The organism is Arthrobacter sp. 10T44 (assembly GCF_056393885.1).
Genome location: NZ_JBFTGT010000004.1, coordinates 456,759 through 481,442, shown reverse-complemented (window position 1 = coordinate 481,442; position 24,684 = coordinate 456,759). Strand labels below are relative to the sequence as shown.

Annotated in this window: 22 protein-coding genes; 14 read left to right on the top strand and 8 right to left on the bottom strand. The window is 68.5% G+C overall.

The genetic code is table 11. From position 1 onward, the window contains the following. The first annotated feature begins 1 nt into the window (after position 1). A complete protein-coding gene (panC, locus tag AC1DBL_RS10210; RefSeq protein WP_476893005.1) occupies positions 2-889 on the top strand; it encodes a pantoate--beta-alanine ligase in 888 nt (295 codons plus the stop codon). On the opposite strand, the gene AC1DBL_RS10205 is transcribed toward panC, so the two are convergent. Continuing rightward, positions 886-1,341: an SRPBCC family protein gene (locus tag AC1DBL_RS10205; protein WP_441418135.1), complete on the bottom strand. Its 456-nt coding sequence runs from the start codon at positions 1,339-1,341 to the stop codon at positions 886-888. The genes panC and AC1DBL_RS10205 overlap by 4 nt on opposite strands. Before the next feature lie 259 nt (positions 1,342-1,600). Between AC1DBL_RS10205 and AC1DBL_RS10200 the strand changes: the two genes are divergently transcribed. Beyond that, positions 1,601-3,103 (top strand): MDR family MFS transporter, encoded by a 1,503-nt coding sequence (locus AC1DBL_RS10200; RefSeq protein WP_476926034.1) that lies wholly within the window; start codon positions 1,601-1,603, stop codon positions 3,101-3,103. Between the two features lie 11 nt (positions 3,104-3,114). Here the strand turns inward: AC1DBL_RS10200 and AC1DBL_RS10195 are convergent, their stop codons facing one another. The 3 genes from AC1DBL_RS10195 to AC1DBL_RS10185 are packed head-to-tail and all read right to left on the bottom strand — an operon-like array spanning position 3,115 to position 5,662. Continuing rightward, the gene (locus AC1DBL_RS10195; protein WP_441418133.1) at positions 3,115-3,948 is read right to left on the bottom strand and encodes an alpha/beta fold hydrolase; all 834 of its coding nucleotides are present in this window, start codon (positions 3,946-3,948) and stop codon (positions 3,115-3,117) included. Between the two features lie 46 nt (positions 3,949-3,994). After that, positions 3,995-4,621 (bottom strand): thymidine kinase, encoded by a 627-nt coding sequence (locus AC1DBL_RS10190; protein ID WP_441418132.1) that lies wholly within the window; start codon positions 4,619-4,621, stop codon positions 3,995-3,997. A 45-nt stretch (positions 4,622-4,666) separates the two neighbouring features. Then, positions 4,667-5,662: an alpha/beta fold hydrolase gene (locus tag AC1DBL_RS10185; RefSeq protein WP_476926033.1), complete on the bottom strand. Its 996-nt coding sequence runs from the start codon at positions 5,660-5,662 to the stop codon at positions 4,667-4,669. 77 nt (positions 5,663-5,739) lie between these two features. Here AC1DBL_RS10185 and lysS point away from each other — a divergent pair, with 77 nt between their 5' ends. From lysS to AC1DBL_RS10165, 4 genes are all read left to right on the top strand, one after another. After that, entirely contained in the window at positions 5,740-7,269 is a 1,530-nt protein-coding gene (gene lysS / locus AC1DBL_RS10180) for a lysine--tRNA ligase (protein WP_175323910.1), read from the top strand. A 2-nt stretch (positions 7,270-7,271) separates the two neighbouring features. Then, positions 7,272-7,460, top strand: coding sequence for a hypothetical protein (locus AC1DBL_RS10175; protein ID WP_476926032.1), 189 nt, complete (start codon positions 7,272-7,274; stop codon positions 7,458-7,460). 137 nt (positions 7,461-7,597) lie between these two features. Continuing rightward, positions 7,598-7,924 carry a histone-like nucleoid-structuring protein Lsr2 gene (locus AC1DBL_RS10170; protein ID WP_175323908.1) on the top strand — a complete coding sequence of 109 codons (327 nt, stop codon included), beginning with the start codon at positions 7,598-7,600 and terminating at the stop codon, positions 7,922-7,924. A gap of 362 nt (positions 7,925-8,286) precedes the next feature. After that, on the top strand, positions 8,287-10,779 hold the full coding sequence (locus tag AC1DBL_RS10165) for an ATP-dependent Clp protease ATP-binding subunit (RefSeq protein WP_441418128.1): 2,493 nt from the start codon (positions 8,287-8,289) through the stop codon (positions 10,777-10,779). A 138-nt stretch (positions 10,780-10,917) separates the two neighbouring features. Here AC1DBL_RS10165 and AC1DBL_RS10160 read toward each other — a convergent pair whose 3' ends face one another. Beyond that, a complete protein-coding gene (locus tag AC1DBL_RS10160) occupies positions 10,918-11,361 on the bottom strand; it encodes a Rieske (2Fe-2S) protein (RefSeq protein WP_476926031.1) in 444 nt (147 codons plus the stop codon). Positions 11,362-11,486: 125 nt separating this feature from the next. Between AC1DBL_RS10160 and AC1DBL_RS10155 the strand changes: the two genes are divergently transcribed. The 5 genes from AC1DBL_RS10155 (at position 11,487) to dhaM (ending at position 16,891) form a co-directional block, all read left to right on the top strand. After that, positions 11,487-13,613, top strand: coding sequence for a S9 family peptidase (locus AC1DBL_RS10155; RefSeq protein WP_476926030.1), 2,127 nt, complete (start codon positions 11,487-11,489; stop codon positions 13,611-13,613). Positions 13,614-13,682: 69 nt separating this feature from the next. Continuing rightward, complete coding sequence (locus AC1DBL_RS10150) at positions 13,683-14,192, top strand: amino-acid N-acetyltransferase (RefSeq protein ID WP_441418125.1); 510 nt, start codon at positions 13,683-13,685, stop codon at positions 14,190-14,192. A 397-nt stretch (positions 14,193-14,589) separates the two neighbouring features. Further along, on the top strand, positions 14,590-15,591 hold the full coding sequence (dhaK, locus tag AC1DBL_RS10145; protein ID WP_441418124.1) for a dihydroxyacetone kinase subunit DhaK: 1,002 nt from the start codon (positions 14,590-14,592) through the stop codon (positions 15,589-15,591). Positions 15,592-15,593: 2 nt separating this feature from the next. Continuing rightward, positions 15,594-16,220, top strand: a complete 627-nt coding sequence (gene dhaL / locus AC1DBL_RS10140) for a dihydroxyacetone kinase subunit DhaL (RefSeq protein WP_476892999.1) — start codon at positions 15,594-15,596, stop codon at positions 16,218-16,220. Continuing rightward, on the top strand, positions 16,217-16,891 hold the full coding sequence (gene dhaM, locus AC1DBL_RS10135; RefSeq protein ID WP_476926029.1) for a dihydroxyacetone kinase phosphoryl donor subunit DhaM: 675 nt from the start codon (positions 16,217-16,219) through the stop codon (positions 16,889-16,891). The genes dhaL and dhaM overlap by 4 nt, the downstream gene beginning before the upstream one ends. A 17-nt stretch (positions 16,892-16,908) precedes the next feature. Here the strand turns inward: dhaM and AC1DBL_RS10130 are convergent, their stop codons facing one another. Beyond that, entirely contained in the window at positions 16,909-17,745 is an 837-nt protein-coding gene (locus AC1DBL_RS10130) for an HhH-GPD family protein (RefSeq protein WP_441418181.1), read from the bottom strand. Positions 17,746-18,000: 255 nt separating this feature from the next. Here AC1DBL_RS10130 and AC1DBL_RS10125 point away from each other — a divergent pair, with 255 nt between their 5' ends. Continuing rightward, a complete protein-coding gene (locus tag AC1DBL_RS10125) occupies positions 18,001-18,693 on the top strand; it encodes a hypothetical protein (protein WP_441418121.1) in 693 nt (230 codons plus the stop codon). Positions 18,694-18,788: 95 nt separating this feature from the next. On the opposite strand, the gene disA is transcribed toward AC1DBL_RS10125, so the two are convergent. Beyond that, on the bottom strand, positions 18,789-19,865 hold the full coding sequence (gene disA, locus AC1DBL_RS10120; RefSeq protein ID WP_441418120.1) for a DNA integrity scanning diadenylate cyclase DisA: 1,077 nt from the start codon (positions 19,863-19,865) through the stop codon (positions 18,789-18,791). A 333-nt stretch (positions 19,866-20,198) separates the two neighbouring features. Between disA and AC1DBL_RS10115 the strand changes: the two genes are divergently transcribed. Next, positions 20,199-21,812, top strand: a complete 1,614-nt coding sequence (locus AC1DBL_RS10115; protein ID WP_476892997.1) for a peptide chain release factor 3 — start codon at positions 20,199-20,201, stop codon at positions 21,810-21,812. Between the two features lie 180 nt (positions 21,813-21,992). Beyond that, positions 21,993-23,363, top strand: coding sequence for a protein kinase domain-containing protein (locus tag AC1DBL_RS10110; protein ID WP_476926028.1), 1,371 nt, complete (start codon positions 21,993-21,995; stop codon positions 23,361-23,363). Positions 23,364-23,400: 37 nt separating this feature from the next. Here the strand turns inward: AC1DBL_RS10110 and AC1DBL_RS10105 are convergent, their stop codons facing one another. Continuing rightward, positions 23,401-24,603 carry a PucR family transcriptional regulator gene (locus AC1DBL_RS10105; protein WP_476908876.1) on the bottom strand — a complete coding sequence of 401 codons (1,203 nt, stop codon included), beginning with the start codon at positions 24,601-24,603 and terminating at the stop codon, positions 23,401-23,403. Positions 24,604-24,684 lie beyond the last annotated feature (81 nt).

Here is a 24,684-nt window from a genome sequence, read left to right as displayed (position 1 = left end):
GATGGCAATCCAGTTGGTGACCACGGCTGCGCAGCTGCGCACTGAAAGCGCGCGGCTGCTCACCGAAAAGCGCGGCACCTCGCAGGGGCTCGTGCCCACGATGGGCGCCCTGCACGAGGGACATGCCCGGCTCGCACGCACCGCCGTCGCGGAAAACGACGTCGTGGTGGCCAGCATCTTCGTCAATCCGCTGCAGTTCGGCGAGGCGGTGGACCTTGACCGCTACCCGCGGACGCTTGAGGCGGATTTGGCCCTGCTCGAGGCCGAAGGAGTAGACCTCGCCTTCGCGCCGGCGGTGGAGGAGGTGTATCCCGGCGGCGAACCCCTGGTGCGGATCACTGCCGGTGTGCTGGCCGACAAGTGGGAGGGAGCCTCCCGGCCGGGGCACTTCGACGGCGCCCTGACGGTGGTGGCGAAGCTGCTGCACTACGGCCTGCCCGCCTTGGGACAGGGCACCTACCGCGCCTATTTCGGCCAAAAGGACGCCCAGCAGCTGACCCTGGTCCAGCGAATGGTGGCGGACCTGAACTTCCCGGTGGAGATCGTCCCGGTGCCGATCGTGCGGTCCCCGGACGGGCTCGCGCTCTCCAGCCGGAACCGTTTCCTCTCGGCCGAGGAACGCGAGGCCGCCCTGGTGCTCTCCCGGGCGCTGCGGCTGGTCGAGGAACGCGCCAACGCCCACGAACCCCTGGACCTGGACTCCGCCCGGGCGCTCGTGGAATCCCAGCCCCTCGTGGAGCTGGACTACTTCGACGTCGTGGACCCGCGCACCCTTGAGCCGCTCGCGGAGAACTGCCGCGAGACGCCGTTCCGCGGCGAAGGACTGGTTCTCATCGCGGCCAAGGTCGGCCCGGTCCGCCTGATCGACAACGTGCCGCTGGACTCCTAGCCCTTCCCCGTCTCGGCCATCAGCTTGAGGTTTGCCAGGGTCTGCTCCCTGGCGCGCTCCTGCAGCCGTTCCACCAGCACCCGGTCGGCGAACTTCCCGATCGCCGCGCCCGGGACGTTGTACTCGATTTCCGCGGTGACCCGGGTGCCGGTTCCCGAGGGCTCGTAGTCCCACGTCTGCCATCCCTTGAGCGGGCCGTCGAATTCGAGCCGGACGTGCTGGCCGCCGCTGGGGGTCGGCTCGTTTTCCAGGACGCGCGTGGTGACCGGGAACGGAACCCCGGCCATCAGGTAGCTGTGCTCGACGACGGTCCCCGCCCGGCCGTCGCCTTCGACCTTCTTCGGCTCGCTGAGGTTCACCCACCACGACGCCCAGTGGTAGGGGTCGACGGCGATCTCGGTGACGCGCCCGACCGGCGCGTCGATCTGGGTGTCGAGCTTGATGTGGCCCATGGATCATCCTCTCGTGGAATAAGCCGGTGGAGTAAGTCGGGGGTGCGGGCGCCCGGAGGAGAGCCTCGGCCCGTTACCAGCCAACGCCCGCCGCCGGAAAGCGGGTAGGGGACAAAGGCCCCGGGCCGAATTTCCGTCCCGCTGCGAATCGGAATAATTTATCGCCGCCGCCGGGAATTACCGCTGCGGGGGGCGGGTTGGAATTCGTAGTGGCGACCACGTGCGCCGAAACCCACTTCAACTCCCTGAGGGAATCCCCATGCCAGCAGATGCCCCTTCCAACGTCCAGGAGAACCTGGCGCAGCCGCCCCGGACCGCAGCCCTGCCCCCGGCGCCCGTGCAGCGCGCGGAGGCACCGGCGGCCGGGCCGGAGAAGCTGTCCCGGGAGTCCGTCACCATCATCGCCACCCTGCTGGTAGCCACCTTCGTGGTGATCCTGAACGAAACCATCATGAACGTGGCCCTGCAGCGGCTGATGGTGGACCTGAGGGTCGATGCACCCACCGTGCAGTGGCTTTCCACCGGCTTCATGCTGACGATGGCCGTGGTCATTCCCACCACGGGCTTCATCCTGCAGCGACTCTCCACCCGGGCGGTCTTCATGCTGGCGATGGGGCTGTTTTCCGCCGGCACCCTGCTGGCAGCCCTCGCACCCGGTTTCGAAATCCTGCTTCTGGCCAGAATTATCCAGGCCGGCGGCACCGCCATCATGCTTCCGCTGCTGATGACCACCATCCTGACCCTGGTGCCGGTTGCGCGCCGCGGCGCCGTGATGGGCAACGTGAGCATCGCGATCTCGGTGGCGCCCGCCATGGGCCCGACGGTCTCCGGGCTGATCCTGCAGAATTTCTCCTGGCGGTTCATGTTCGTGTTCGTGCTCCCGATCGCGTTGCTCGCGTTTGCCATCGGAGCCAGGTTCCTGCGGAACATCGGCGACAACGAGAAGACCCGGCTCGATGCGCTCTCCGTCGTCCTGACCGTCCCGGCCTTCGGCGGCGTCGTGTACGGACTGAGCCAGATCGGCGGCGGCCAGGGCGGCCCCGCCACCCCGGCCGTGGCGGCGCTCGCCGTCGGCGTCGTGGCCCTGCTCGCCTTCGTCCTGCGCCAGCTCAGGCTGCAGAAGTCCGACGCGCCGCTGCTGGATCTGCGCGCCTTCAACTTCCGGATGTTCACCGTGTCCGTGCTGCTGCTGGTGGTCGCGATGATTGCCCTGTTCGGCGCCGTGATCCTGCTGCCCCTGTACCTGCAGGAAGTCCGCGGCCTGAAGTCGCTGGAAACCGGCCTCGCCCTGTTGCCCGGCGGCCTCGCAATGGGCCTGCTGGGCCCGGTTATCGGCCGGCTTTTCGACAAGTTCGGCCCATTGCCGCTGACCGTGACGGGATCGGTCCTGATGGTGCTTTCGCTCTGGCAGTTCTCCCGGCTGGACGCCCAGACGCCGGTCGGCTGGATCATCGCGCTGCATGTGACGCTGAGCCTGGGCCTGGCGCTGCTGTTCACCCCCGCGTTCACCACGGGGCTGAACCCGTTGCCGCCGCACCTGTACTCCCACGGCTCGGCCATCATGAGCACCCTGCAGCAGGTCGCGGGCGCGGCGGGCACGGCGCTGCTGGTCTCGATCTACGCGGTCGTCTCGGCGGGGTCCGGCATCGTCGCCGGAATGCACGCGGCGTTCCTGACCGCGGCCGCCATAGCGCTCGCTGCCGTGGTGCTGTCCGTGCTGATGCGCAAGACCGAAGGCGCGGCGGGCCCGGCGGCCCACTGACCCGGCAGCTGCTAGCCGGCGAAGAACTCGCTGAGTTCGGCGATGAGCTTGTCCGGGGCCTTGTTGACGCCGTCGTGGCCCATGCCCGGCAGGATGGTGTAGCTGGAGCCCGAGAGCACGTCGTGGATCTGCCCGCAGGCCACCCCGAAGTACGCCGGGCTCTTCTCGCCCACGATGATCAGGGTCTCCAGCGGCAGCTCCAGGAATGGTTCGGCCGGCATGTCGGCGGCGATGATCGCCTTGATCTCGCGGACGCCGGTCTTCATCAGCTCGCGCAGCTGCTTGCCGACAGGTGTGCCGGCGGTGAGCTTGTTCGCCAGCGTCAGCATGGATAGCGGCATCCGGGACAGCGCGCTTCCAGTCTCGAGGCCGCGGACCAGGACGGCGAGGGCCCGGTCGTCGTCGCCCGCCGCCGTCAGGCGCTCGTACTCTGCGGTCCAGTCCGCCGTGACGCTGTGGTTCACCGAAACGGCCGGGTCGTAGACGGCGAGGCGTTCCACCGGCAGGGTGCGTGCGGCATGCAGCGCCACCGCGCCGCCGAAGCTGTGCCCGAAGACGTCGGTACTGGCGGTGTGCTTCATCACGGCGTCCAGGTCGCGGATGTCCACGTCCAGGGTGTAGTCCTCCGGCTGCGGCGAGGACGAGCCGCGGCCTCGGCGGTTGAAGGTGTGGACCGGCCGGCCCAGCGCGGCGCTGAGCTTCTGCGCGAAACGGGTGTAGTCGGCCGCCGTCACCATCGAAGCCGGCACGACGACGACGCCGGAACCCGCCGCGGCAAGCTCCGCGCCCGTGCTGAAAAGCTCAAGGGTTCCGCCGTCGGGGGTTTTGATGTTCTCGCGGGTCATGCTCCGAGCCTAGCCGAGGCGCCCGGAACCGCACAGCAGGGTGCTGTCAGCTGCCCAGCCGGCCGCCGGAGATCTCGAGGTAGCAGGAGCCGCAGAGTGACTCGTACCAGGCGTCCTGCCCGTCGATGGCCACCTGGTCGCCGTCGAACACCACCTGATCGCCGATCCGGCGGGTGTTGAAGATGGCCTTGCGGCCGCACCGGCAGATGGTCTTGAGCTCCTCGAGGGTGTGCGCGATTTCCAGGAGCCGGAGCGAGCCGGGGAAGGCGCGGGTCCGGAAGTCGGTGCGGATGCCGTAGGCGAGCACGGGAACGTTGTCCAGCACGGCGATGCGGAAAAGGTCGTCCACCTGCTCGGGCTCAAGGAACTGGGCCTCGTCCACCAGCAGGCAGGCCACGGGGGGTGTGTCCACGTGCTGCAGCAACGCGTCGGGGTCATCCCCGTGCGCGTGCGCCGCGAACAGCTTCCGGGCGGACGCCCCGGACGGGATCAGGAAGTCCACCGAGCGGGTCATGCCCAGCCGGGATACGACGTCGGCGTCACCCTTGGTGTCGATGTCTGGCTTGGCGAGCACCACCCGCTGGCCTCGCTCCTCGTAGTTGAACGCGGCCTGCAGCAGGCCCGTCGACTTGCCGGAGTTCATCGCGCCGTAACGGAAGTAGAGCTTGGCCAAGGGGGTCCTTTCGACTTAGGTCGCCCCCGATTCTAGTGCCAGAAGTCAGCGGGCCGGCCGCAGCCGCCGCCGGACCCGGAGCCGCGCCGGGACCGCGTCGCCGTCGAGCAGGAACCTGGCCGCAATCAGCGCCAGCCGCCGGTTGCCGGGACGGATGGGGCCCTCGTGCAGCTGGCCCGGCACCACGGCAAACTCGATTGCCGGCACCGCCGCCGCGAGCTGCCGCCCGGTTTCGGCGAAGTAGTCCGGGCTCCACCCGCCGGTGAGCATCAGCGTGGGCATGGTGATGCCGGCAAAGTCGTCGAGCTCGGCGTCCGCGGCCAGCACCGCGCGCATCTCCTTCACGGCCGTGGGCAGCAGTTCCCGCATCTCCGCGCCCAGGCTGGTCCGGGCCGAGAGGATGCTGAGCATGCGCAGGGCGCCGAGCGGCAGCTTCGACACGGGACCGGCGGTTTCCAGCCCCTGGACCAGGTGGGCCCACGCGTGGTCCAGTTCACCGGCCGCCACCGATCGTTCCAGTTCCGGTCGCCAGCGGCTGGTCAGGTTCCCGGCGAGGGACACAGCCGCGTCGTAGGTCACCAGGCGGCGGATCGGCACGCTGCGTGCGGCCTGCAGCGCCACGAACCCGCCGTAGCTGTGCGCGAACACGTCCGTTGAGCCGGTCTGCCGCAGCACGGCGGCGAGGTCTGCAACCTCCGTGGCCGCCGAGTAGTCCGCGGGCTGCGGTGAAGACCCGGCCCGGCCGCGGCGGTTGTAACAGTGCACCGGGCGGCCCAAGAGCCGGCTCAGGCTCCGGGCGAACGAGCGGTAGAGGGCGTCCGTGACCAAGGTCCCATGTACCAGAACGATGCCGGCCGCCGCCGCAGGCGCGTCCCCGGGCGCCGCGCCGGCGGGCTCCGGGAAGTGCCCGGGCGCTGCCCCCGGGGCGGCTTCCGGTGCTGCTGCCGGGGCGCCCTCCGGGGCCTTTTCCGCGCTGGGCCGGAAGGTGTGCAGCTCGAGGTGCCCCTCGCCGTCGTCGGTCCGAATCGTCCACGTCTCCACAGCTGTGATTGTATTCCCGGTCCATTCCCGCGCCTGCCGCACCGGAGGGGGCCGGATGCCCGGTAAACTTGGGGATTGTGACTTCCCAAAACACCCCCGCCCCGAACACCGCCGAGCACTCCGACGCCAGCGAGCAGACGCTGGTCCGCATGGAAAAGCGCGCCAAGCTGATCGAACGTGGCATCGAGGCGTACCCGGTGGGAGTCGAGCGCACGCACTCACTGACGGAGATCCGCGAAAAGTACGCGCACCTCGTGGCCGACGAGACCACCGGCGACGTTGTCGGCGTGACCGGCCGCATTGTCTTCATCCGCAACACCGGCAAGCTCTGCTTCGCCACCCTCCAGGAGGGCGGCCTCGACGGCAAGGCTGTCCGGCTGCAGGTCATGCTCAGCCTGGCCAACATCGGCGAGGAAGCGCTCGCGGATTGGAAGTCCCTCGTGGACCTCGGCGACCACGTCTTCATCAAGGGCGAGGTCATCTCCTCCCGCCGCGGCGAGCTCTCCGTGATGGCCGAATCCTGGTCCATGGCGTCCAAGGCGCTGCGGCCGCTGCCTGTGCTGCACGCGGAGCTCAACGAGGAAACCCGCGTCCGCCAGCGCTATGTGGACCTGATTGTCCGCGACGAGGCCCGCGAAATGGTCTACACCCGGGCCGCGATCACGCGTTCCATCCGCGAAACCCTGCACCGCCAGGGCTACGTCGAGGTGGAGACGCCGATGCTGCAGCTGGTGCACGGCGGCGCCACGGCCCGCCCGTTCGAGACGCACATGAACGCTTTTGACCAGAAGATGACGCTGCGGATCGCCACCGAGCTGTACCTCAAGCGCACGGTGGTCGGCGGCATCGACCGGGTCTATGACATGGGCCGGGTCTTCCGCAACGAGGGCGTGGACTCGACCCACAGCCCCGAATTCACCACCCTGGAGAGCTACGAGGCCTGGGCCGACCAGTTCGTCATGGCGGACCGCATCAAGGAGATCATCCTGGACGCCGCCGACGCCGCCGGGGTGGGCCGCGTGCTGCAGACCGAGGCCGGCGAGATCAACCTCGACGGCGACTGGGCCTGGATGGCCGTGTACCCGGGACTCTCCGACTTCGTGGGCCAGGACATCACCCCGGAAACCCCCGTCGAGGAACTGCTGGCCATCGCCGCCAAGCACGAGGTCAAGGTCGACGCGGCCTGGGACGCCGAGAAGCTCGTGGTCGAGCTCTTCGGCGAGCTGGTCGAACCGACCCTGCTCAACCCGACTTTCGTCTATGACTACCCGCCCTCCGCGCAGCCGCTGGCCCGCCACCACCGCGAGGACAACCGGCTGATCGAAGCGTGGGACCTGATCATCGGCGGGATGGAGCGCGGCACCGCCTTCTCCGAACTGATCGACCCGGTCATCCAGCGCGAACGCCTCACCGAGCAGTCCCGCCGCTCCGCCGCCGGCGACGTCGAAGCCATGCAGCTGGACGAGGACTTCCTCCGCGCCCTCGAGTACGGCGCCCCGCCGATGGGCGGCATCGGACTGGGCATCGACCGGCTGGTCATGCTCTTCACCGGCGCCGGCATCCGCGAGACCATTCTCTTCCCGCTGCTGAAGCCCGAAGGCCACTGATCATGGAATACATTGCCGTCCTGCTCCCGTCCGTGGTGGTCGGGCTCATCTTCTGGTTCGCCATGAAGGCAATCTTCAATGCCGACAAATCCGAGCGCCAGGCCGAGGCCCGCGCCCAGGAGGAGGCGGCAGCCCGCGGGCCGGAGCAAAATCCCGCTCCCGGGACCGGGCATTCCCCCGAACAGCGCTAAAAGCTGGGGCTATTCCTTCCTGTGGACTTTCTTTGGAAGGGCTTTTCCGCTTTGACTCCCGGCCATAAAAGGATGGATACTTTTTTCAGATACATCCTGCTTTTCTAAATACTCGACCTTTTGAAAAGAGAGTTTTTATGGCACAGAAAGTTAAAATCATCCTTGTTGATGATCTGGATGGGGGATCCGCGGACGAAACTGTCCGGTTTGGCCTTGATGGCGTGAGTTATGAAATTGACCTGTCATCGGGCAACGCATCAGAACTCCGCTCGGCCGTCGAGCGGTACGTGGCCCACGCGCGCAAGACGTCGACCGGGCGGGCAACCCGGACTAAAGTTTCGAGCGGCCGCAATCAGGACTCGGCGCAGATTCGACAGTGGGCCCGGGACAACGGCTATGCGGTAAACAGCCGCGGCCGTATCCAAGCCGAAATTCAGGAAGCCTACCAAAAGGCAAATTCCTAGTACCTGCTTCCCGGAAGGGCGCGTCGGCTCGCCCCTTTCCTTCGACCATGCCCCTGCCCCCGCGGCGGGGGCATTGTCGTGTCCGGACGGCCGGTGCTGGCGGCAACTGTGCGTTCCCGCCCGGTTGCCTCCGGAAAATGCCTCAATAAGCCGAGGACACGCCGTGTCTTCAGGATTTGGGAAGAAGTAACCGGGCGGGAGCGCAGCCCTGACCGGGGCCGAGCCAGGGCCCCGGCCGGCCGGTATCCGCGGACCGCCGTGACGCCCGGGACCCGTCCGGGTTTCCCCCGTGGCGAACAAGCCACAAATCTCGAACTCCGCCACGTAGCATCAAAGTACGTCGTAGCTAGGAGTGTGGCGAAATGTTTGAGCGATTTACGGACCGTGCCCGTCGCGTAGTTGTGCTTGCCCAAGAAGAGGCACGCATGCTGAACCACAATTACATCGGCACCGAACACATCCTCTTGGGTCTGATCCATGAGGGTGAAGGTGTTGCCGCCAAAGCCCTCGAGTCCTTGAGCATCTCGCTCGACGGCGTCCGCGAGCAGGTGCAGGAGATCATCGGCCAGGGCCAGCAGGCCCCGTCCGGCCACATCCCCTTCACCCCGCGCGCCAAGAAGGTGCTGGAGCTCTCGCTGCGCGAAGCCCTGCAGCTGGGCCACAACTACATCGGCACCGAGCACATCCTGCTCGGCCTCATCCGCGAGGGTGAAGGTGTGGCCGCCCAGGTGCTGGTCAAGCTCGGAGCGGACCTGAACCGCGTCCGCCAGCAGGTCATCCAGCTGCTCTCCGGCTACCAGGGCAAGGAATCCGCCGGTGCCGGCGTTGGCTCCGGCCAGGCCGAAGGCACCCCCGCAGGCTCGGTCGTCCTCGACCAGTTCGGGCGCAACCTGACCCAGGCCGCACGCGAGAACAAGCTGGACCCGGTGATCGGCCGTGAGCAGGAAATGGAACGCGTCATGCAGGTCCTTTCCCGCCGCACCAAGAACAACCCGGTGCTGATCGGCGAGCCCGGCGTCGGCAAGACCGCCGTCGTCGAGGGCCTGGCCCAGGCGATCGTCCGCGGCGACGTGCCGGAGACCATCAAGGACAAGCAGCTGTACACCCTGGACCTCGGGTCCCTGGTGGCCGGCTCCCGCTACCGCGGTGACTTCGAAGAGCGCCTGAAGAAGGTGCTCAAGGAGATCCGCACCCGCGGCGACATCATCCTCTTCATCGACGAGATCCACACTCTGGTGGGTGCCGGTGCTGCCGAAGGTGCCATCGATGCGGCTTCGATCCTGAAGCCCATGCTGGCCCGCGGTGAGCTCCAGACCATCGGTGCGACCACGCTGGATGAGTACCGCAAGCACATCGAGAAGGATGCCGCCCTGGAGCGCCGCTTCCAGCCGATCCAGGTCAAGGAGCCCTCCGTCGCCGACGCGATCGAGATCCTCAAGGGCCTGCGTGACCGCTACGAGGCGCACCACCGCGTCACGATCACCGACGGCGCCCTCGCCTCGGCGGCCAGCCTCTCCGAGCGCTACATCTCGGACCGCTTCCTGCCGGACAAGGCGATCGACCTGATCGATGAAGCCGGCGCGCGGCTGCGCATCCGCCGGATGACCGCCCCGCCGGAGCTCAAGGTCATGGACGAGAAGATCGCGGCCATGAAGCTCGAGAAGGAATCCGCGATTGACGCGCAGGACTTCGAAGGCGCCGCCTCGCTGCGCGACAAGGAGCAGAAGCTCATTGCCGAGCGCGCCGAGAAGGAACGCCAGTGGAAGACCGGCGGCATGGACGACATCTCCGAGGTGGATGAGGATCTCATCGCCGAGGTGCTGGCGAACTCCACCGGCATTCCGGTCTTCAAGCTGACCGAGGAAGAATCCTCGCGCCTGCTGAAGATGGAAGACGAACTGCACAAGCGCGTGGTCGGCCAGAACGAGGCCATCAGGTCCCTGTCCCAGGCGATCCGCCGTACCCGTGCAGGCCTGAAGGATCCGAAGCGTCCGGGCGGCTCGTTCATCTTCGCCGGCCCCACCGGCGTCGGCAAGACCGAACTGGCCAAGGCCCTCGCGGAGTTCCTGTTCGGCGAGGAAGACGCGCTGATCACGCTGGACATGTCCGAGTACTCGGAGAAGCACACCGTCTCGCGGCTCTTCGGTGCCCCTCCGGGCTACGTGGGCTACGAGGAAGGCGGCCAGCTGACCGAGAAGGTCCGGCGCCGGCCGTTCTCCGTGGTGCTGTTCGACGAAGTGGAGAAGGCGCACGCCGACCTCTTCAACTCGCTGCTGCAGATCCTGGAAGACGGCCGCCTGACCGACTCCCAGGGCCGCGTGGTGGACTTCAAGAACACCGTGATCATCATGACCACGAACCTCGGCACCCGGGACATCTCCAAGAGCGTCGCCACCGGCTTCCAGTCCGGGACGGACACGCAGACCGGCTACAACCGGATGCGCGCCCGGGTCACGGAGGAGCTCAAGCAGCACTTCCGCCCCGAGTTCCTGAACCGTGTTGACGACGTGGTGGTGTTCCCGCAGCTGACCCAGGACGAGATCATCGAGATCGTGGATCTGTTCGTCACCCGCCTGGAGAAGCGCCTCAAGGACAAGGACATGGGCATCGAGCTCACGCCCGCGGCCAAGGTGCTGCTGGCCACCCGCGGCTACGACCCGGCGATGGGTGCCCGGCCGCTGCGCCGCACCATCCAGCGCGAGATCGAGGACCAGCTCTCCGAGAAGATCCTCTTCGGCGAACTGCACGCCGGCGACATCGTGGTGGTAGACGTGGAAGGCGAAGGCGACGACGCGAAGTTCACCTTCGCCGGCAACGCCAAGCCGCGCATCCCGGAAATCGCTCCGAGCGTCTAGGCGCCAAGCGATAACGTTCCAAGTAAAAGGCCCCGGCCGCTTCCTTCAAGGAGGCGGCCGGGGCCTTTTTGCCGCTGGCGCCGCTTGCCGCGGGCCCTTCTTGCCGCGGGCCCTTGTATTTGACGTGGGACGGCCGTGTCAGGCGGTGACGATGATCCATTCGCCGTCGATAGCCGCCTTCAGCCTGGCCAGCGGCGCCTGGGCCGGACCGTTGATCACGCTGCCGTCGGATCCCTTGAAGGAGGAGCCGTGGCACGGGCACTGGAAGTCTTCCCCGGCGGGGGCCACCGGGCAGCCGGCGTGGGTGCATGCCGCGTCGTACGCCAGGACGGTCTTGTCATCCGGCCGGAAGATCACCACCGTCTTGCCGTTGATTTTCCCGGTGGCCGTGCCGCCCACCGATACATCGCTGAGCTTGCCCACCTTGACCGCGGTGCCGGCCGGAACAGAGGGGCCGGCCGCCGTCGTCGCCGGGGTGCCGGTCGGCGAAGCGGTGCAGGCCGAGAGGGCCAGGGCGCTGCCGCCCAGGGCGCCGGCACCGAGCAGCAGGGAGCGTCGAGGCAGGGACTTTTCAGGGTTCATGGACTCATCATGCCAACAGTCCCTGAGAGCCCGCTGCGATTTCGGCACCTTTGAATATGAAAGCAGTGTTTCACTCTGAGTGAACGGGGTGTGATCCGGCGCACAAGAGGTGTTGAATCGGGGGCATGGCTTCTTCCGATACGCAGACCCCGGCCGAACACCCCGAGACCCCGTTCCACGACCTGGACCACTACCTCGCCATCCCGAAGGTGAGCGGCCTGGCGCTGAGCCCCGACGGCGCACGGCTCGTCACCACCGTGGCCACGCTCAACGACAAGGGCACCGAATACCGTACCGCGCTGTGGGAGCTGGATCCTGCGGGCAAAAAGCAGGCCCGGCGGATCACGCGCAGTGCCAAGGGCGAGGCCGGCGCCGTGTTCGCGGCGGACGGCAGCCTGTACTTCACTTCCGCGCGCCCGGACCCCGAGAGCCCGGATGCCGAGCCGGTCAACGCCCTCTGGGTCCTCCCGGCCGACGGCGGAGAGGCCCGCGTCGCGCTCTCCCGGGCCGGCGGCATCGGCGGCCTCCTGGCCGCGAAAGAGGCCGACGCCCTCTTTGTCACGGCGTCAGTCCTCGCCGGTTCCACCGACGAGGAAAACGACGAGGAGCGCCGCAAGGACCGCAAGGACAACAAGGTGGCCGCAATCCTGCACAGCGGCTACCCGGTGCGCTATTGGGACGCGGACCTGGGCCCCGCGCAGCCCCGGTTGTTCGCCGTCGAGCCCGGTGCGGAGCCGGAGCCCGGGAAGCCGGTGACGGTCGACGCCCTCCCGCCGGTCAAGCTGCGCAACCTGACCCCCGACGCCGGAAACGGACTCCGTGAGGCGGATATCGCCGTCAGCCCGGACGGGAAGACGGTCTACAGCAGCTTCACCCGGCCGCTCGCCAATGCCGACTCCCGCACCGTGCTTGTGGCCGTCGACGTCGCCGCCGGCACCCGCCGGGTCCTGCTCGACACCGAGGGCATGAGCTACTTCCCCGGCCCGGTCAGCCCCGACGGCCGGACCCTGGTGGTGCTCAGCGAGACAGACACCACCCCGGAGCAGGCGCCCAGGATCGCGCTGCACCTCCTCGATGTCTCGGGCGACAGCGACGGCGGCGATGCGGCGCTGACGCCGCTCGCGCAAGGCTGGGACCGTTGGGGCCACCCCGCAGCCTGGCTTCCGGATGGATCGGCCGTGCTTGTGACGGCGGATGAAGACGGGGCTTCGCCGGTGTTCCGCATCGCCGTGCCCGGCAACGCCGGCGGGGAGGCTGCACCCGTGCGGCTGACGGCCGACGCGGCCGCCTACACCGACGTCGCCGTCTCCCCGGACGGACGAAGCGCCTATGCGCTGCGCAGTTCCTACGAATTTCCGGCGGAAGCCGTCCGGATCGACCTCGCCAGCGGCGACGTCACCCGGCTGCCGGCCCCGGCCGGGCGCCCTGCCTACCGCGGCAAGCTCGAGCGGGTGGAGACCACCTCGGCGGACGGCAGCCGGGTGCCCGGTTACCTTGCCCTTCCGGAAGATGCATCGGCCGGAAACCCGGCACCGCTGTTGCTCTGGATCCACGGCGGCCCGCTGGGCTCCTGGAACGCCTGGACCTGGCGCTGGAACCCGTGGCTGCTCGTGGCCCGGGGCTACGCGGTGCTGCTCCCGGACCCGGCCCTGTCCACCGGCTACGGCCAGGAGCACATCCAGCGGGGCTGGGGCGAGTGGGGCAAGGCTCCGTTCCTGGACCTGATGGCGATCACCGACGCCGTCGAGCAGCGCCCCGACATCGACGAGACACGCACCGCGGCGATGGGCGGATCATTCGGCGGCTACATGGCCAACTGGGTGGCAGGCCACACGGACCGGTTCAAGGCGATCGTCACGCATGCAAGCCTGTGGGCCCTGGACCAGTTCGGCCCGACCACGGACTCAGCGCAGTACTGGCTGAAGGAAATGACTGCGGAGATGGCCGCGGAGAATTCTCCGCACCTGCATGTGGAGAAGATCCGCACGCCGATGCTGGTCATCCACGGCGACAAGGACTACCGCGTGCCGATCGGCGAGGGGCTGCGGCTCTGGTACGAACTGCTCTCAAAGTCGCAGCTGGCGGCCGACGAGAACGGCGAAACCGACCACCGCTTCCTCTACTTCCCGGACGAGAACCACTGGATCCTGCAGCCGCAGCACGCCAAGGTCTGGTACGGCGTCGTCGAGCACTTCCTGGCCAGGAACCTGCTGGACAAGGACATCCCGGTGCCGGACGAGCTCGGTCTCTGAGCCGCCCGGCCCCGCCCCGGCCGGCCAAGGCCGGGCGGGGCGCAAGGGCCCGCGCCGTAGGATTGGGCTGTGACTGAGACGATCCGCATCCGCCCTGCCCGCACCGGCGACGTTGCCGCCATCAAGACCCTGGTGGCACCCTTGGCCGACCAGCGGATCCTGATGGCCAAGGAAACCGTCGCGTACTACGAAAGCCTCCAGGAGTTCCGGATCGCCGAAGCGCCCGACGGCGAGGTGATCGGCTGCGGCGCGTTGCACGTGATGTGGGAGGACCTGGCGGAGGTGCGCACCCTGGCCACCTCGGACGCGTGGCGCGGCAAGGGCGTCGGACACCTGCTGGTGGAACGCCTGCTGGAGGATGCGAAAGCGCTCGGCATCTCCCGCGTGTTCTGCCTGACCTTCGAGGTGGACTTCTTCAAGAAGCATGGCTTCGACGTGATGGCGGATCAGACGGCCGTGGATCCGGTGGTGTACTCGGAGCTCCTGCGCTCACACGATGAAGGCGTCGCCGAATTCCTGGACCTCGCGCGGGTCAAGCCCAATACCCTGGGCAACACCCGCATGATCCGGACGCTCTAGGCGCTTCCGGCAGCTGCCTGAAACGGGGTCTTCCGCCAAATCAACTTGGTGGATAAACTGATCCCGGCCCGATGGGGCGGGCCGCCAGCTTCCGGAGGCAGAAATTGCAGAATCGCGTGATTTTTCCAGATTTCTCCGCATTCCAAATGACGGTGGACGCCGTTCCGGTGCAGCCGGACTCACCCGGTGGCGACCGCTGCGGGGGCGCCGATGCCGCCGCGCGCCGGCTCCAGCCCCGGGTGGCTCTCGGTCCGGACGCCTGGCCGAGCTTCGCGCCGGAGGCTGCACCCGGGCCCTGAGCGTCCCGGCAGTGGTTGAACCCGGAGCCTACCGCTGGCAGGGCCCCGGTAGTAGGGTCTAAGCAAGCAGCCAGGACAACCATCCAGGGAGCACAGCCATGAAGAAACTCATCAATGATCCCAAGGCCGTGGTCGACGAGTCAGTGGAGGGGTTCGGGCTTGCTCACGCCGACCTTGTGACTGTCTACCCGGATCCCAAATACATCGTCCGCAAGGACGCCCCGGTGGCAGGAAAAGTCGGGCTGGTTTCCGGCGGCGGCAGCGGCCACGAGCCCCTGCATGGCGGCTACGTCGGACTGGGGATGCTCGACGCCGCGGTTCCCGGCGCAGTGTTCACCTCGCCCACCCCGGACCAGATCCTGCCGGCCACGCTTGCAGTGAACTCCGGCGCCGGCGTCGTGCACATCGTGAAGAACTACACCGGCGACGTGCTGAACTTCGAGACCGCCGCCGAACTGGCGCAGGCCGAGGGCGTGGAGGTCCGTACGGTGCTGGTCAACGACGACGTCGCCGTGCAGGACTCGCTCTACACCGCAGGGCGCCGCGGCGTCGGCGGAACCGTCCTGGTCGAGAAGATCGCTGGGGCCGCCGCCGAACGCGGCGACAGCCTCGACGCCGTCGCCGCCATCGGTGACCGCGTCAACCAAAACGTGCGCAGCATGGGCGTGGCCCTGAGCGCGTGCACCGTGCCGCACGCCGGGGTGCCCAGCTTCGAGCTCGAGGACAACGAGATCGAGATCGGCATCGGCATCCACGGCGAGCCGGGCCGGCACAAGATTCCGATGGAGCCCGTCGACGGCATCACCGACCGCCTGCTGGATCCCGTCGTCAGCGACCTTGGCCTCGCCTCGGGGGAGAAGGTCCTGTTGTTCGTCAACGGCATGGGCGGCACACCGTTGAGCGAGTTGTACATCGTCTACCGCCGGGCCGCGCAAAGGCTTGCGGATCAGGGCGTCACCGTGGCGCGCTCGCTGGTGGGCAACTACATCACCTCGCTTGAGATGCAGGGCTGCTCCATCACCGTGCTGCGCCTCGACGAGGAAATGACCGGGCTCTGGGACGCGCCCGTCCACACCGCCGCCCTGCGCTGGGGCGTCTGAACGTGGGGCTGGACGTCGGCTGGGCCGTGCGGTGGCTGACGCTCTCCGCCGAGGCAATGGCCGAGCACAGGGTCGAACTCATTGAGCTGGACCGGCCGATCGGTGACTCCGACCACGGCGAGAACATGGACCGCGGCTTCAAGGCCGTGATGGACAAACTCGCCGAAGCGCCCCCGGAAACTGCCGGGGCGGCACTGAAACTCACCGCCATGACCCTGATGTCGAAGGTCGGCGGCGCCGCCGGGCCGCTCTATGGAACAGCCTTCCTGCGGGCCGCGACGGCCCTCGGGGACGCTGCCGACATTGACGCCGCCACGCTGGCAGCGGCGCTGCAGGCGGCCCGCGACGGCATCGTGGCCCGCGGCAAGGCCGAATCCGGCGACAAGACGATGGTGGATGCCTGGACTCCTGCCGTGGATGCCTCGGCGGCCGCCGCCGGCGACGGCGACGTCCGCAAGGTCCTGGCCGCGGCGGCCGATGCGGCCGAGGCCGGCGCTGTGTCCACCGACCCGATGCTGGCCCGGAAGGGCCGCGCCAGCTACCTGGGGGAGCGCAGCATCGGCCACCGCGACCCCGGAGCCGTATCCAGTGCCCTGATCCTGCGCGCCGCCGTGGGGGCCGCCGGATGACGGTCCGGCTCGTCGTCGTCTCGCACAGCGAAAAGATCGCCGACGGCGCCGTCGAACTCGCCGCCCAAATGGCGCCCGATGTCATGATCGTGGCGGCCGGCGGCACCGACGACGGCCGGATCGGAACCAGCCTGGAGAAGGTGATGGCCGCGCTGGAACGGGCGTCCGGGGGAAGCGGCATCGTGGTGCTCACCGACCTCGGTTCCGCCGTCATGACAGCGGAATCGGCGGTGGAGTTCGCCGCCGATCCGGAGTCAATCCAGCTGGCCGATGCCCCGCTGATCGAGGGACTCGTCGCGGCAGCCGTTTCCGCTCAGGCGGGGGCCGACGCCGGAACCGTGAAGGACGCGGCCGAAGCCGTCTACCGCCCGCCGGCCCACCCGCACGGGCCCGAACACGCGCACCAGCAGCCGCCGGATGCCCAGGGCGACTTCGAACTCGTCAACCTGGCCGGGATGCACGCACGGCCCGCGGCGAAGATTGCCGGCGGCCTGGCCGGGATGGATGCCGACGTCACCATCAACGGGGTCGACGGTGCATCCATGACGGAACTTATGATGCTTGGCGCCGGGAAAGGAACCGTGCTGCACATCGAAGCCAGCGGGGCGGACGCGGGCAAGGCGGTCGACTACCTGGGCGGGCTGATCAAGGCCGGCTTCGGCGAGCCCTAGGTGTAGTTGGGACCAGGTCATCCGGGCAGCCGCAGACCGCCCGGGTGCAGCTCGGCCAGGCCGTCGCTGAGTAGCCCGGCAAGGGCCCGTTCCAGCTGCTCGGGCGCCGGGTTCAGCCGGTGCAGCGCCGCGAGCGGGACCCCGATCCCGTCGGCGTCGAAGCCTAGGTCCGCGGGGGCCTGTTCCAGCAGTTCGCGGGCCACCGGTGATTCGGCCAGGCGCAGGACGGCCATCACGGCTCCGCGCACCTGACGGTCCGTCCCGTGCCAGGCCTGCCCCTTTGGCGTGTAGGTGGGGGGAGGTTCGCCGGCGGCGAGCCAGGCACACGCGCCGCGGACGGGGCACTGACCGCACTTCGGCGCCCGGGCCGTGCAGACCAGCGCCCCCAGCTCCATCACGGCGGCGTTCCAGCGCACCGAGGCGGCATCTTCGTCGGGCAGCAGCTCCGCGGCCAGCCGCATTTCGCCGGCCGTCAGGGCCGGCGCCGGCAGCGCGGTCCCGGTGAACAGCCGAGCGTGGACCCGGCGGATGTTGGTGTCCACCACGGTCGCCCTGCCGCCGAAGGCGAACGCGGCGACGGCGGCGGCCGTGTAGCTGCCCACGCCGGGAAGCTCCAGCAATTCCGGGTAACTGCCGGGAACCGCGCCGCCATGGTTGTCCACGATCGCGGCGGCGGCCGCGTGCAGCCGGAGCGCCCGCCGCGGATACCCCAGCCGGCCCCAGGACCGGACAGCCTCCCCGGCGGGCTCCCGGGCGAGATCGGCCGGCGCGGGCCAGCGCCGCAGCCATTCCTCCCACACGGGCAGCACCCGGACCACGGGGGTCTGCTGGAGCATGATTTCGCTGACCAGCACACCCCAGGCGGAGCAGTCCGCCGCCCGCCAGGGCAGATCGCGGGCGGTGTCACGAAACCAGGAGTCCAGGGCGGCGTGCAGCTCGGCGAGCGGCACAGCCGGCACAGCCGGCACCGGCGGGAGGGCCGCGGCGGCGGGGAGGGCGGGGGAATCGGCTAAGGCTTTGATCGAACCAGCTTAATAGAGACGGGCACCATAGTGCGGCCAGCGGCGTGGTGGGCCGGCATAACCCGCGGCGTTATCTAGCCTAGAAGGATGGTCAGGCAAGGCAACTCAGGAACGCACGGTTCGGGACCGAAGGCTTCCGCCAAGGCAAAGACCAGCGGCAGGCCGGCCCGGAAACCCCTCAGCCCTGTCTACCGCCGACGCCGGCTCTTCGTCGGAGCCGCCCTGGTGCTGGTGCTTTCCCTCGCTGTCGGCGGTTTCGCTGCGATTTCCAGCGTCCTCAACGGCGAAAGACCGGCGGCCACGTCCGGTGACTCGACCCAGACGGCCAAGCCCGGCAGCACCCCCGCCAGCACGGAGGCGTCCGCCGGGGCCCCGCCGACGGCGGGAGCTGGCTGTGACGAGACGCTCCTGAAGGTCACCGCGGCCACGGACAAGGCCGCCTACGCGGCTGGCGAGAACCCGCTGCTGACCCTCAAGGTCACCAACGGCAACAAGGTTTCGTGCGAGGTCAACCTTGGGACCTCGCAGATGGAGTACCTGATCACCAGCGGCTCGGACCGGATCTTCTCGTCCCGGGACTGCCAGGCGGAGAGCAGCGACCTGGTCAAGACCATCCGCCCCGGCGGCAGCGAGACGGCGAACTTCCCGTGGAACCGCAACCGGTCCACTGAGGGCTGCAAGGTCGTGGACGCCCAGCCGGGCGGCGGCGGTGCCTACTACGTCTTCACCGCCAGGCTCGGCAACAAGACCAGCCCCAAGGCCGTCTTCCAGCTCGGCTAGTCCACTTCGACTGCTCCGCAGGTGCCGTTTTGCGGGCCGAAAAGGGCGGTTACGGAGCAGCGGACAGGGGTTAGGCGGGGCCCAAAGGAACCGGTCTAGAGGAACCGGTCCAGCAGGCTGGCCTCGGCCATCCGGCTCAGGCCTTCGCGGACCGTCCGGGCGCGCTGGTCGCCGATGCCGTCCACCGTCATGAGGTCATCAATGGTGGCAGCCATCAGGAACTGCAGCCCGCCAAAGTGGTCCACCAGGCGGTCGGCAACGGCTTTCGGCACCGCCTTGAGCCCGGAAAGCAGGCGGTATCCGCGCGGCTGCACGACGGCGTCGAGGTTCGCCTCACCGCCGGCGAAGCCGACAATGCCAGCGATCTTGCCCAGGTCGATGAGCTCGGTGGGGCCCAGGTTCACCAGGGCCTTGACGGCGTTTTCGATATCCGCGGCGGAGGCGCTGGGGCCCGAGTAGTCCCGGATGATCACGTCGCTGCCCGGCCCTCGGCCTACCGTCAGTTCGTCCAGCTGGAGTGAGAGCAAACGGCCGTCCTCGCCGAGTTCCAGCACATACTGGGAGATCTCCTCGGAGATGCGCCGCACCATCTCCTGGCGCTGCAGGGTCACGGCCACGTCGCGGACCGTCACCATGGCTTCGATCTCCAGGGCCGACAGCGAACTGGTCACCTGGTCCAGGCGGGAGCGGTACCGCTCCAGTGTGGCGAGGGCCTGATTGGCGCGGGCCAGGACCTTCTCCGAGCCTTCCAAGGTGTGGCGCAGGCCGTTGACGTAAAGCGCGATGATCTGCATCGACTGGCTCACGGAGATGACCGGAACGCCGGTCTGGATGGCAACGCGCTCAGCGGTCCGGTGCCGGGTTCCCGTCTCCTGGGTCTCAATGCTCGAATCGGGCACCAGCTGGACGCCGGCCCGCAGGATATTGCTCGCATCCTTGTCGCAGACAATGGCGCCGTCCATTTTGGCCAGTTCACGCAGCCGGGTGGGGGAGAAGTCGATGCCGATTTCGAAGCCACCCGAACAGATGGATTCGATGGTCCGGTCGATGCCCAGCACGATCAGGGCGCCGGTACGTCCGCGGAGGATTCGCTCCAGGCCGTCCCGCAGGGCCGTCCCCGGCGCCACCCTGGCCAGAGTCGCCTTAAGTGCATCCTCGGGACTCCGAGCCATAGGTATTCCCTTTCAAAGGTGCAGGCCGCAGCCCGCAAGTGCGCCGGTTTTGATGACAAATCCATCAGCGGCCGGCAAGAACAAAAGTGCCCGGTTTCCCGTATGCACCATCATAGGGGCAACGGCGGGCTGTTTCCGCACGGTCAAGCCTCAAAGTGCCCCATTTACGCCTGCCCCGGGGGTCCCGCGCAGACGGCCGTCCGCCCGCCGGCGGAACCCGCGTTTTCGGTCGTCCGCCCGGGCCTGCCGCCGCCTGCGATAAACTTGATGCCTAGGGTGTACCGCGGGCTCTCCGCGCCGTGGCCCGTTCCCAGCCGCAGCGAAAGTAGCACCGTGTCCCAAGAAGTCCACAGCCCCGCCAGAGTCCACGAGATTCACAAGCAGGCAGCCCGGCGCCGGACCTTCGCAGTCATCTCCCACCCCGACGCCGGCAAGTCCACGCTGACTGAAGCCCTGGCCCTGCACGCCAAGGTGATCGGCACCGCCGGCGCGTCCAGCGGCAAGGCCAACCGCAAGGAAACCGTCTCCGACTGGATGCAGATGGAGAAGGACCGCGGCATCTCGATCAGCTCGGCAGCGCTGCAGTTCGCCTACCGCGACACCGTCATCAACCTGCTGGACACCCCGGGCCACGCCGACTTCTCCGAGGACACCTACCGGGTGCTGGCCGCCGTGGACTGCGCCGTGATGCTCGTGGACGCCGCCAAGGGCCTGGAAACCCAGACCATGAAGCTCTTCGAGGTCTGCAAGCAGCGGAACCTGCCCATCATCACCGTGATCAACAAGTGGGACCGGCCCGGCCTGGACGCCCTGGCCCTGATGGATGAGATCACCGAACGGACCGGCCTGCAGCCCATGCCCCTGACCTGGGCGGTCGGCATCTCCGGCGACTTCCGCGGCGTCTGGGACCTGCGCAACGACCGCTTTGCCCAGTTCAAGCGCAACAATGCCGGCGCCAACATCGCCCTGACGGAGTACTTCACCCCGGAGGAGGCCGCCGCCAGCCAGGGCGGCGACTGGTCCAACGCCGTGGACGAGGCCGGCCTGGTGATCGAATCCAACCTGGCGTTCGACGTCGAGGCCTTCCACGCCGGCAAGGCGACGCCTATCCTGTTCAGCTCCGCCGCGCTGAACTTCGGCGTGAAGGAAATCCTCGATGCCCTCGTGGACTTCGCCCCTCCCGCTGCCCCGCGGCCCGACGTTGAGGGCGCCGCGCGCCCCGTGGACGCCCCGTTCGCCGGGTTCGTCTTCAAGGTCCAGGCCGGCATGAACAAGGCCCACCGTGACCACGTCGCGTTCATCCGGGTCTGTTCCGGCGTCTTCGAACGCGGCATGGTGGTCACGCAGGGACGGACCGGGAAATCATTCGCGACGAAGTACGCCCAGCAGGTGTTCGGCCGCGAACGCGAGGTGATCGACGAGGCTTTCCCCGGTGACGTCGTGGGCCTCGTGAACGCCTCCTCGCTGCGCGTGGGGGACAGCCTGTTCCTGGAGCAGCCGGTGGAGTTCCCGGCGATCCCGCTGTTCGCCCCCGAGCACTTCCAGGTGGCCCGCTCCAAGGACCCCAGCCGCTTCAAGCAGTTCCGCCGCGGCATCGAACAGCTGGAGCACGAGGGCGTCATCCAGGTGCTCCGTTCCGACATCCGTGGCGACCAGGCCCCTGTGCTGGCCGCCGTCGGTCCTATGCAGTTCGAAGTGGTTGAGGACCGGATGGCACACGACTTCAGCGCCCCGATGCGGCTCGAACGGCTGCCCTACTCGCTGGCCAGGATCACGACGGCGGACGCCATGCCCACGCTCGCGAACGTACAAGGCGCCGAGGTGCTGCTGCGTTCCGACGGCGAGTATCTGGCCCTGTTCAACGACGTCTGGGCGCTGCGCCGGATCGAGAAGAACCACCCGGATCTGACGCTGGTGCCGATCGGCACGCACAACCCGGCTAAATAGCCTTCGCGAGCCCCGCCGGGGTCCCGGAAATTTCCCGCCCGCAGGTCTTCCGGAATCCGCATTCCGCGGTAACATAAGTAACCTTGCTAATTTCGCGGGCGCTTGTCGATCTGGCCGGCTTTTGGGACTGCTCTGTCCGATTCCATGTGCGGACCCGTATTGAGGGAACAAGAAAACTCGTTGACAATATCTATGGAATCCGGCCTCCTGCTCAGCGGGCGGTACCGGATCGAGGCCCTCATTGGCAGGGGAAGCCAATCAACTGTTTACCGGGCGCACGACGAACTGCTGCAGCGCGAGGTGGCGGTCAAGCTCTTCCGCAACGACGTGGACGATCTTGAGCACACCCGTCGCCAGGGCCAGGAAGTGCGGATCCTCGCGGGGATGAGCCACCACGCACTGGTGACCCTGTTCGACGCCGGCGCCGACCTCAGCAATCCGGAGTCCCGGCTGACCTACCTCGTGATGGAACTCGTCCGCGGCCAGGACCTGCGCCACCGGTCCCTGCAGGGCCCGCTCTCCGCCGCGCACATGGCCCACATCGGCTACGACCTGGCTGACGGGCTCTCCTACATCCACCACCACGGGATCGTGCACCGGGACATCAAACCGGCCAACATCCTCCTGGTGGACTACAGCAACGACGACCGCCGCCCCCGGGCCAAACTGACCGACTTCGGCGTCGCGGCCATCCTGGGGCACAACCGCGCGGACGACGACGGCGGCACCTCCGGGACCCCGGCCTACCTGAGCCCAGAGCAGGCCGGGGGTGAACCGGCCGGCCCGGCCAGCGACATCTACTCGCTCGGACTCGTGCTGCTTGAGGGGCTGACCGGCAAGATGGCCTACCCTGGCGCGCCGATCCAGTCCGCCGTCGCCCGGCTGCTCCACGACCCGCAGATCCCGGAGGAGCTCGCCCCCATGTGGGTGGCGCTGCTGTCCTCCATGCTGTCCCGCGATCCGGCCACCCGGCCGGACGCCCGCGAGGTTTCCCTTGCCCTGCGCCAGGAAGTCATCAACGGCGCCGGCCGTCACCGGCAGCACAGTGCGTCGGCGGCGAACGACGAGGACGGCCGGATGCGCGCCGTCGAGCGGTACCGGATCCTCGACACCCCGGCGGACGGCGCCTTTGACCGGATCGCGGCGCTGGCAGCCCGCGTGTTTTCGGTGCCGGTCGCCATTGTCAGCGTCGTGGACCACGACCGGATCTGGTTCAAGGCCCACCACGGCACCGAAGTCACCCAGATCGGCAGGGATCCGGGGCTTTGCGCCTCGGCGATCCTGCAGGACGGGCCCTGGATCATCGAGGACGCCGCGAGGGACGCGCGGACCCTGTCCAACCCGCTCGTAGCCGGGGAGTTTGGCCTGCAGTTCTATGCCGGCGTTCCGCTGCGCACCCCGGACGGCTTCAACCTCGGCACGTTCTGCATCCTGGACCGGCAGCCGCGGCACTTCACCGCCGAGGACACCCGGACGCTCGAGGACCTGGCCGCGATCGTCATGAACGACCTTGAAATGCGGCTGCAGAGCCGCGAGGCGATCGCCAGCTAGCGCGCGCCGGCATCGCCAGCTAGCGCTGGTCCCCGGGTCAGCGCCTGCCGGCGTGCAGCGCGAGCTCCAGCTCAAACCGCGCCACCGGGTCCTCCAGCGCGTCCCCGAACAGTTCGCGCAGCTGGGCCGCCCGGTAGCCGACGGTCTGCGGGTGGATGCCCAGTTCGGCGGCCACCGGCGCCCGCTGCCCCCAGTGCCGCAGCCAGGACAACAGGGTTTCGGCGAGCCGTTCGCGCTGCGCCGGGCGGAGACCCTCGAGCGGGGCCAGGCGGCGGTTGGCCAGCTCGGTGATGGCGGAGGGCTCGGCGCCGAGGATCACCGCCGCGAGATGCTCATCCGCCCAGATCGGCGCGTCCTCCGGACCGTCCCGGTGCGGCAGCACCGATGCCGCCAGCACGGCCAGCCGCAGGGACTCGGGGACCTTCTCCCAGCCGCCGGCCGGACCCACGGAGGCGCCGCGGCCCCGGAGTGCCTTGTCGAGGTCCTTCCGGGCGGACTTGGAGTTGCGGACCGGGACCAGAGCCACGGCGTCGGTCTCGCGTTCGATCACCAGGGTTCCCGGGCCCAGCCGCAGCCGCAGCCCGGCGGCCCGGTCCACCGGCAGCGTCACGACCGTCATGCGCGGGGGCAGGGACCAGTCCGCCATCGCCGCCGTCTGGCGCAGCGCCGCCTCGTCCGCCTGCCCCAGCAGCAGCAGGTCCAGCAGCTCGGTGCGGCGCCGGTCCACCGCGCCGGCACGTTCGGACTGCTCAAAAGCGTAGGCCTCGGCACTGACCGCGGAGAGCTCATCGATGTAGGCCAGGATCGATTCGCCGAGGTCCACCACCACGTTCTGGCCCAGATGGTGTTCCACCGAGACCTTGGACATCTCCCGGAACGTCACGCGGGCCCCCATCCGGTAGGCGCTGAGCAGGGCATCCATGCTCCTGCCCTGCCGGAACTCGCCGCTGCCCAGGCCCGCCACCAGCTGCCGGCTCTCCTCGGAAAGCGCCGGCAGCGTGGTGCCCGGAAGCTGCAGGAAGCGGTCCAGGGCGGCCGCGACGCCGCGCCGCAGCCCCCGCCCGAAGCGGCCCTCGATCGGCCGGGCATAGGCGGGAACCAGCTGTGGCACGGCGTCGATGATGGCCTCTACGATGCCGGGCATCCTGGGCCGGAGCATGTCGCTGACCTCCTTCGGCAACGCCAGCCACGGCGGATCGTAAGCGGGGTAGCCGGAGTGGCCGGCGGGAGGAGCATCCATGACGGGTATCCCAAAATTGTTTCGTGGAGATAGTTTCTTTGAGTCGATCGTATGCCTTGGGTGAAGAATTATGACCCAACC

Bases quoted from the DNA above. Each gene is read 5' to 3' on its own strand.
- panC (WP_476893005.1), top strand. From the start codon at position 2: ATGGCAATCCAGTTGGTGACCACGGCTGCGCAGCTGCGCACTGAAAGC.
- AC1DBL_RS10205 (WP_441418135.1), bottom strand. From the start codon at position 1,341: ATGGGCCACATCAAGCTCGACACCCAGATCGACGCGCCGGTCGGGCGC.
- AC1DBL_RS10200 (WP_476926034.1), top strand. From the start codon at position 1,601: ATGCCAGCAGATGCCCCTTCCAACGTCCAGGAGAACCTGGCGCAGCCG.
- AC1DBL_RS10195 (WP_441418133.1), bottom strand. From the start codon at position 3,948: ATGACCCGCGAGAACATCAAAACCCCCGACGGCGGAACCCTTGAGCTT.
- AC1DBL_RS10175 (WP_476926032.1), top strand. From the start codon at position 7,272: ATGGAATACATTGCCGTCCTGCTCCCGTCCGTGGTGGTCGGGCTCATC.
- AC1DBL_RS10170 (WP_175323908.1), top strand. From the start codon at position 7,598: ATGGCACAGAAAGTTAAAATCATCCTTGTTGATGATCTGGATGGGGGA.
- AC1DBL_RS10165 (WP_441418128.1), top strand. From the start codon at position 8,287: ATGTTTGAGCGATTTACGGACCGTGCCCGTCGCGTAGTTGTGCTTGCC.
- AC1DBL_RS10160 (WP_476926031.1), bottom strand. From the start codon at position 11,361: ATGAACCCTGAAAAGTCCCTGCCTCGACGCTCCCTGCTGCTCGGTGCC.
- AC1DBL_RS10155 (WP_476926030.1), top strand. From the start codon at position 11,487: ATGGCTTCTTCCGATACGCAGACCCCGGCCGAACACCCCGAGACCCCG.
- dhaK (WP_441418124.1), top strand. From the start codon at position 14,590: ATGAAGAAACTCATCAATGATCCCAAGGCCGTGGTCGACGAGTCAGTG.
- dhaM (WP_476926029.1), top strand. From the start codon at position 16,217: ATGACGGTCCGGCTCGTCGTCGTCTCGCACAGCGAAAAGATCGCCGAC.
- AC1DBL_RS10125 (WP_441418121.1), top strand. From the start codon at position 18,001: ATGGTCAGGCAAGGCAACTCAGGAACGCACGGTTCGGGACCGAAGGCT.
- disA (WP_441418120.1), bottom strand. From the start codon at position 19,865: ATGGCTCGGAGTCCCGAGGATGCACTTAAGGCGACTCTGGCCAGGGTG.
- AC1DBL_RS10105 (WP_476908876.1), bottom strand. From the start codon at position 24,603: ATGGATGCTCCTCCCGCCGGCCACTCCGGCTACCCCGCTTACGATCCG.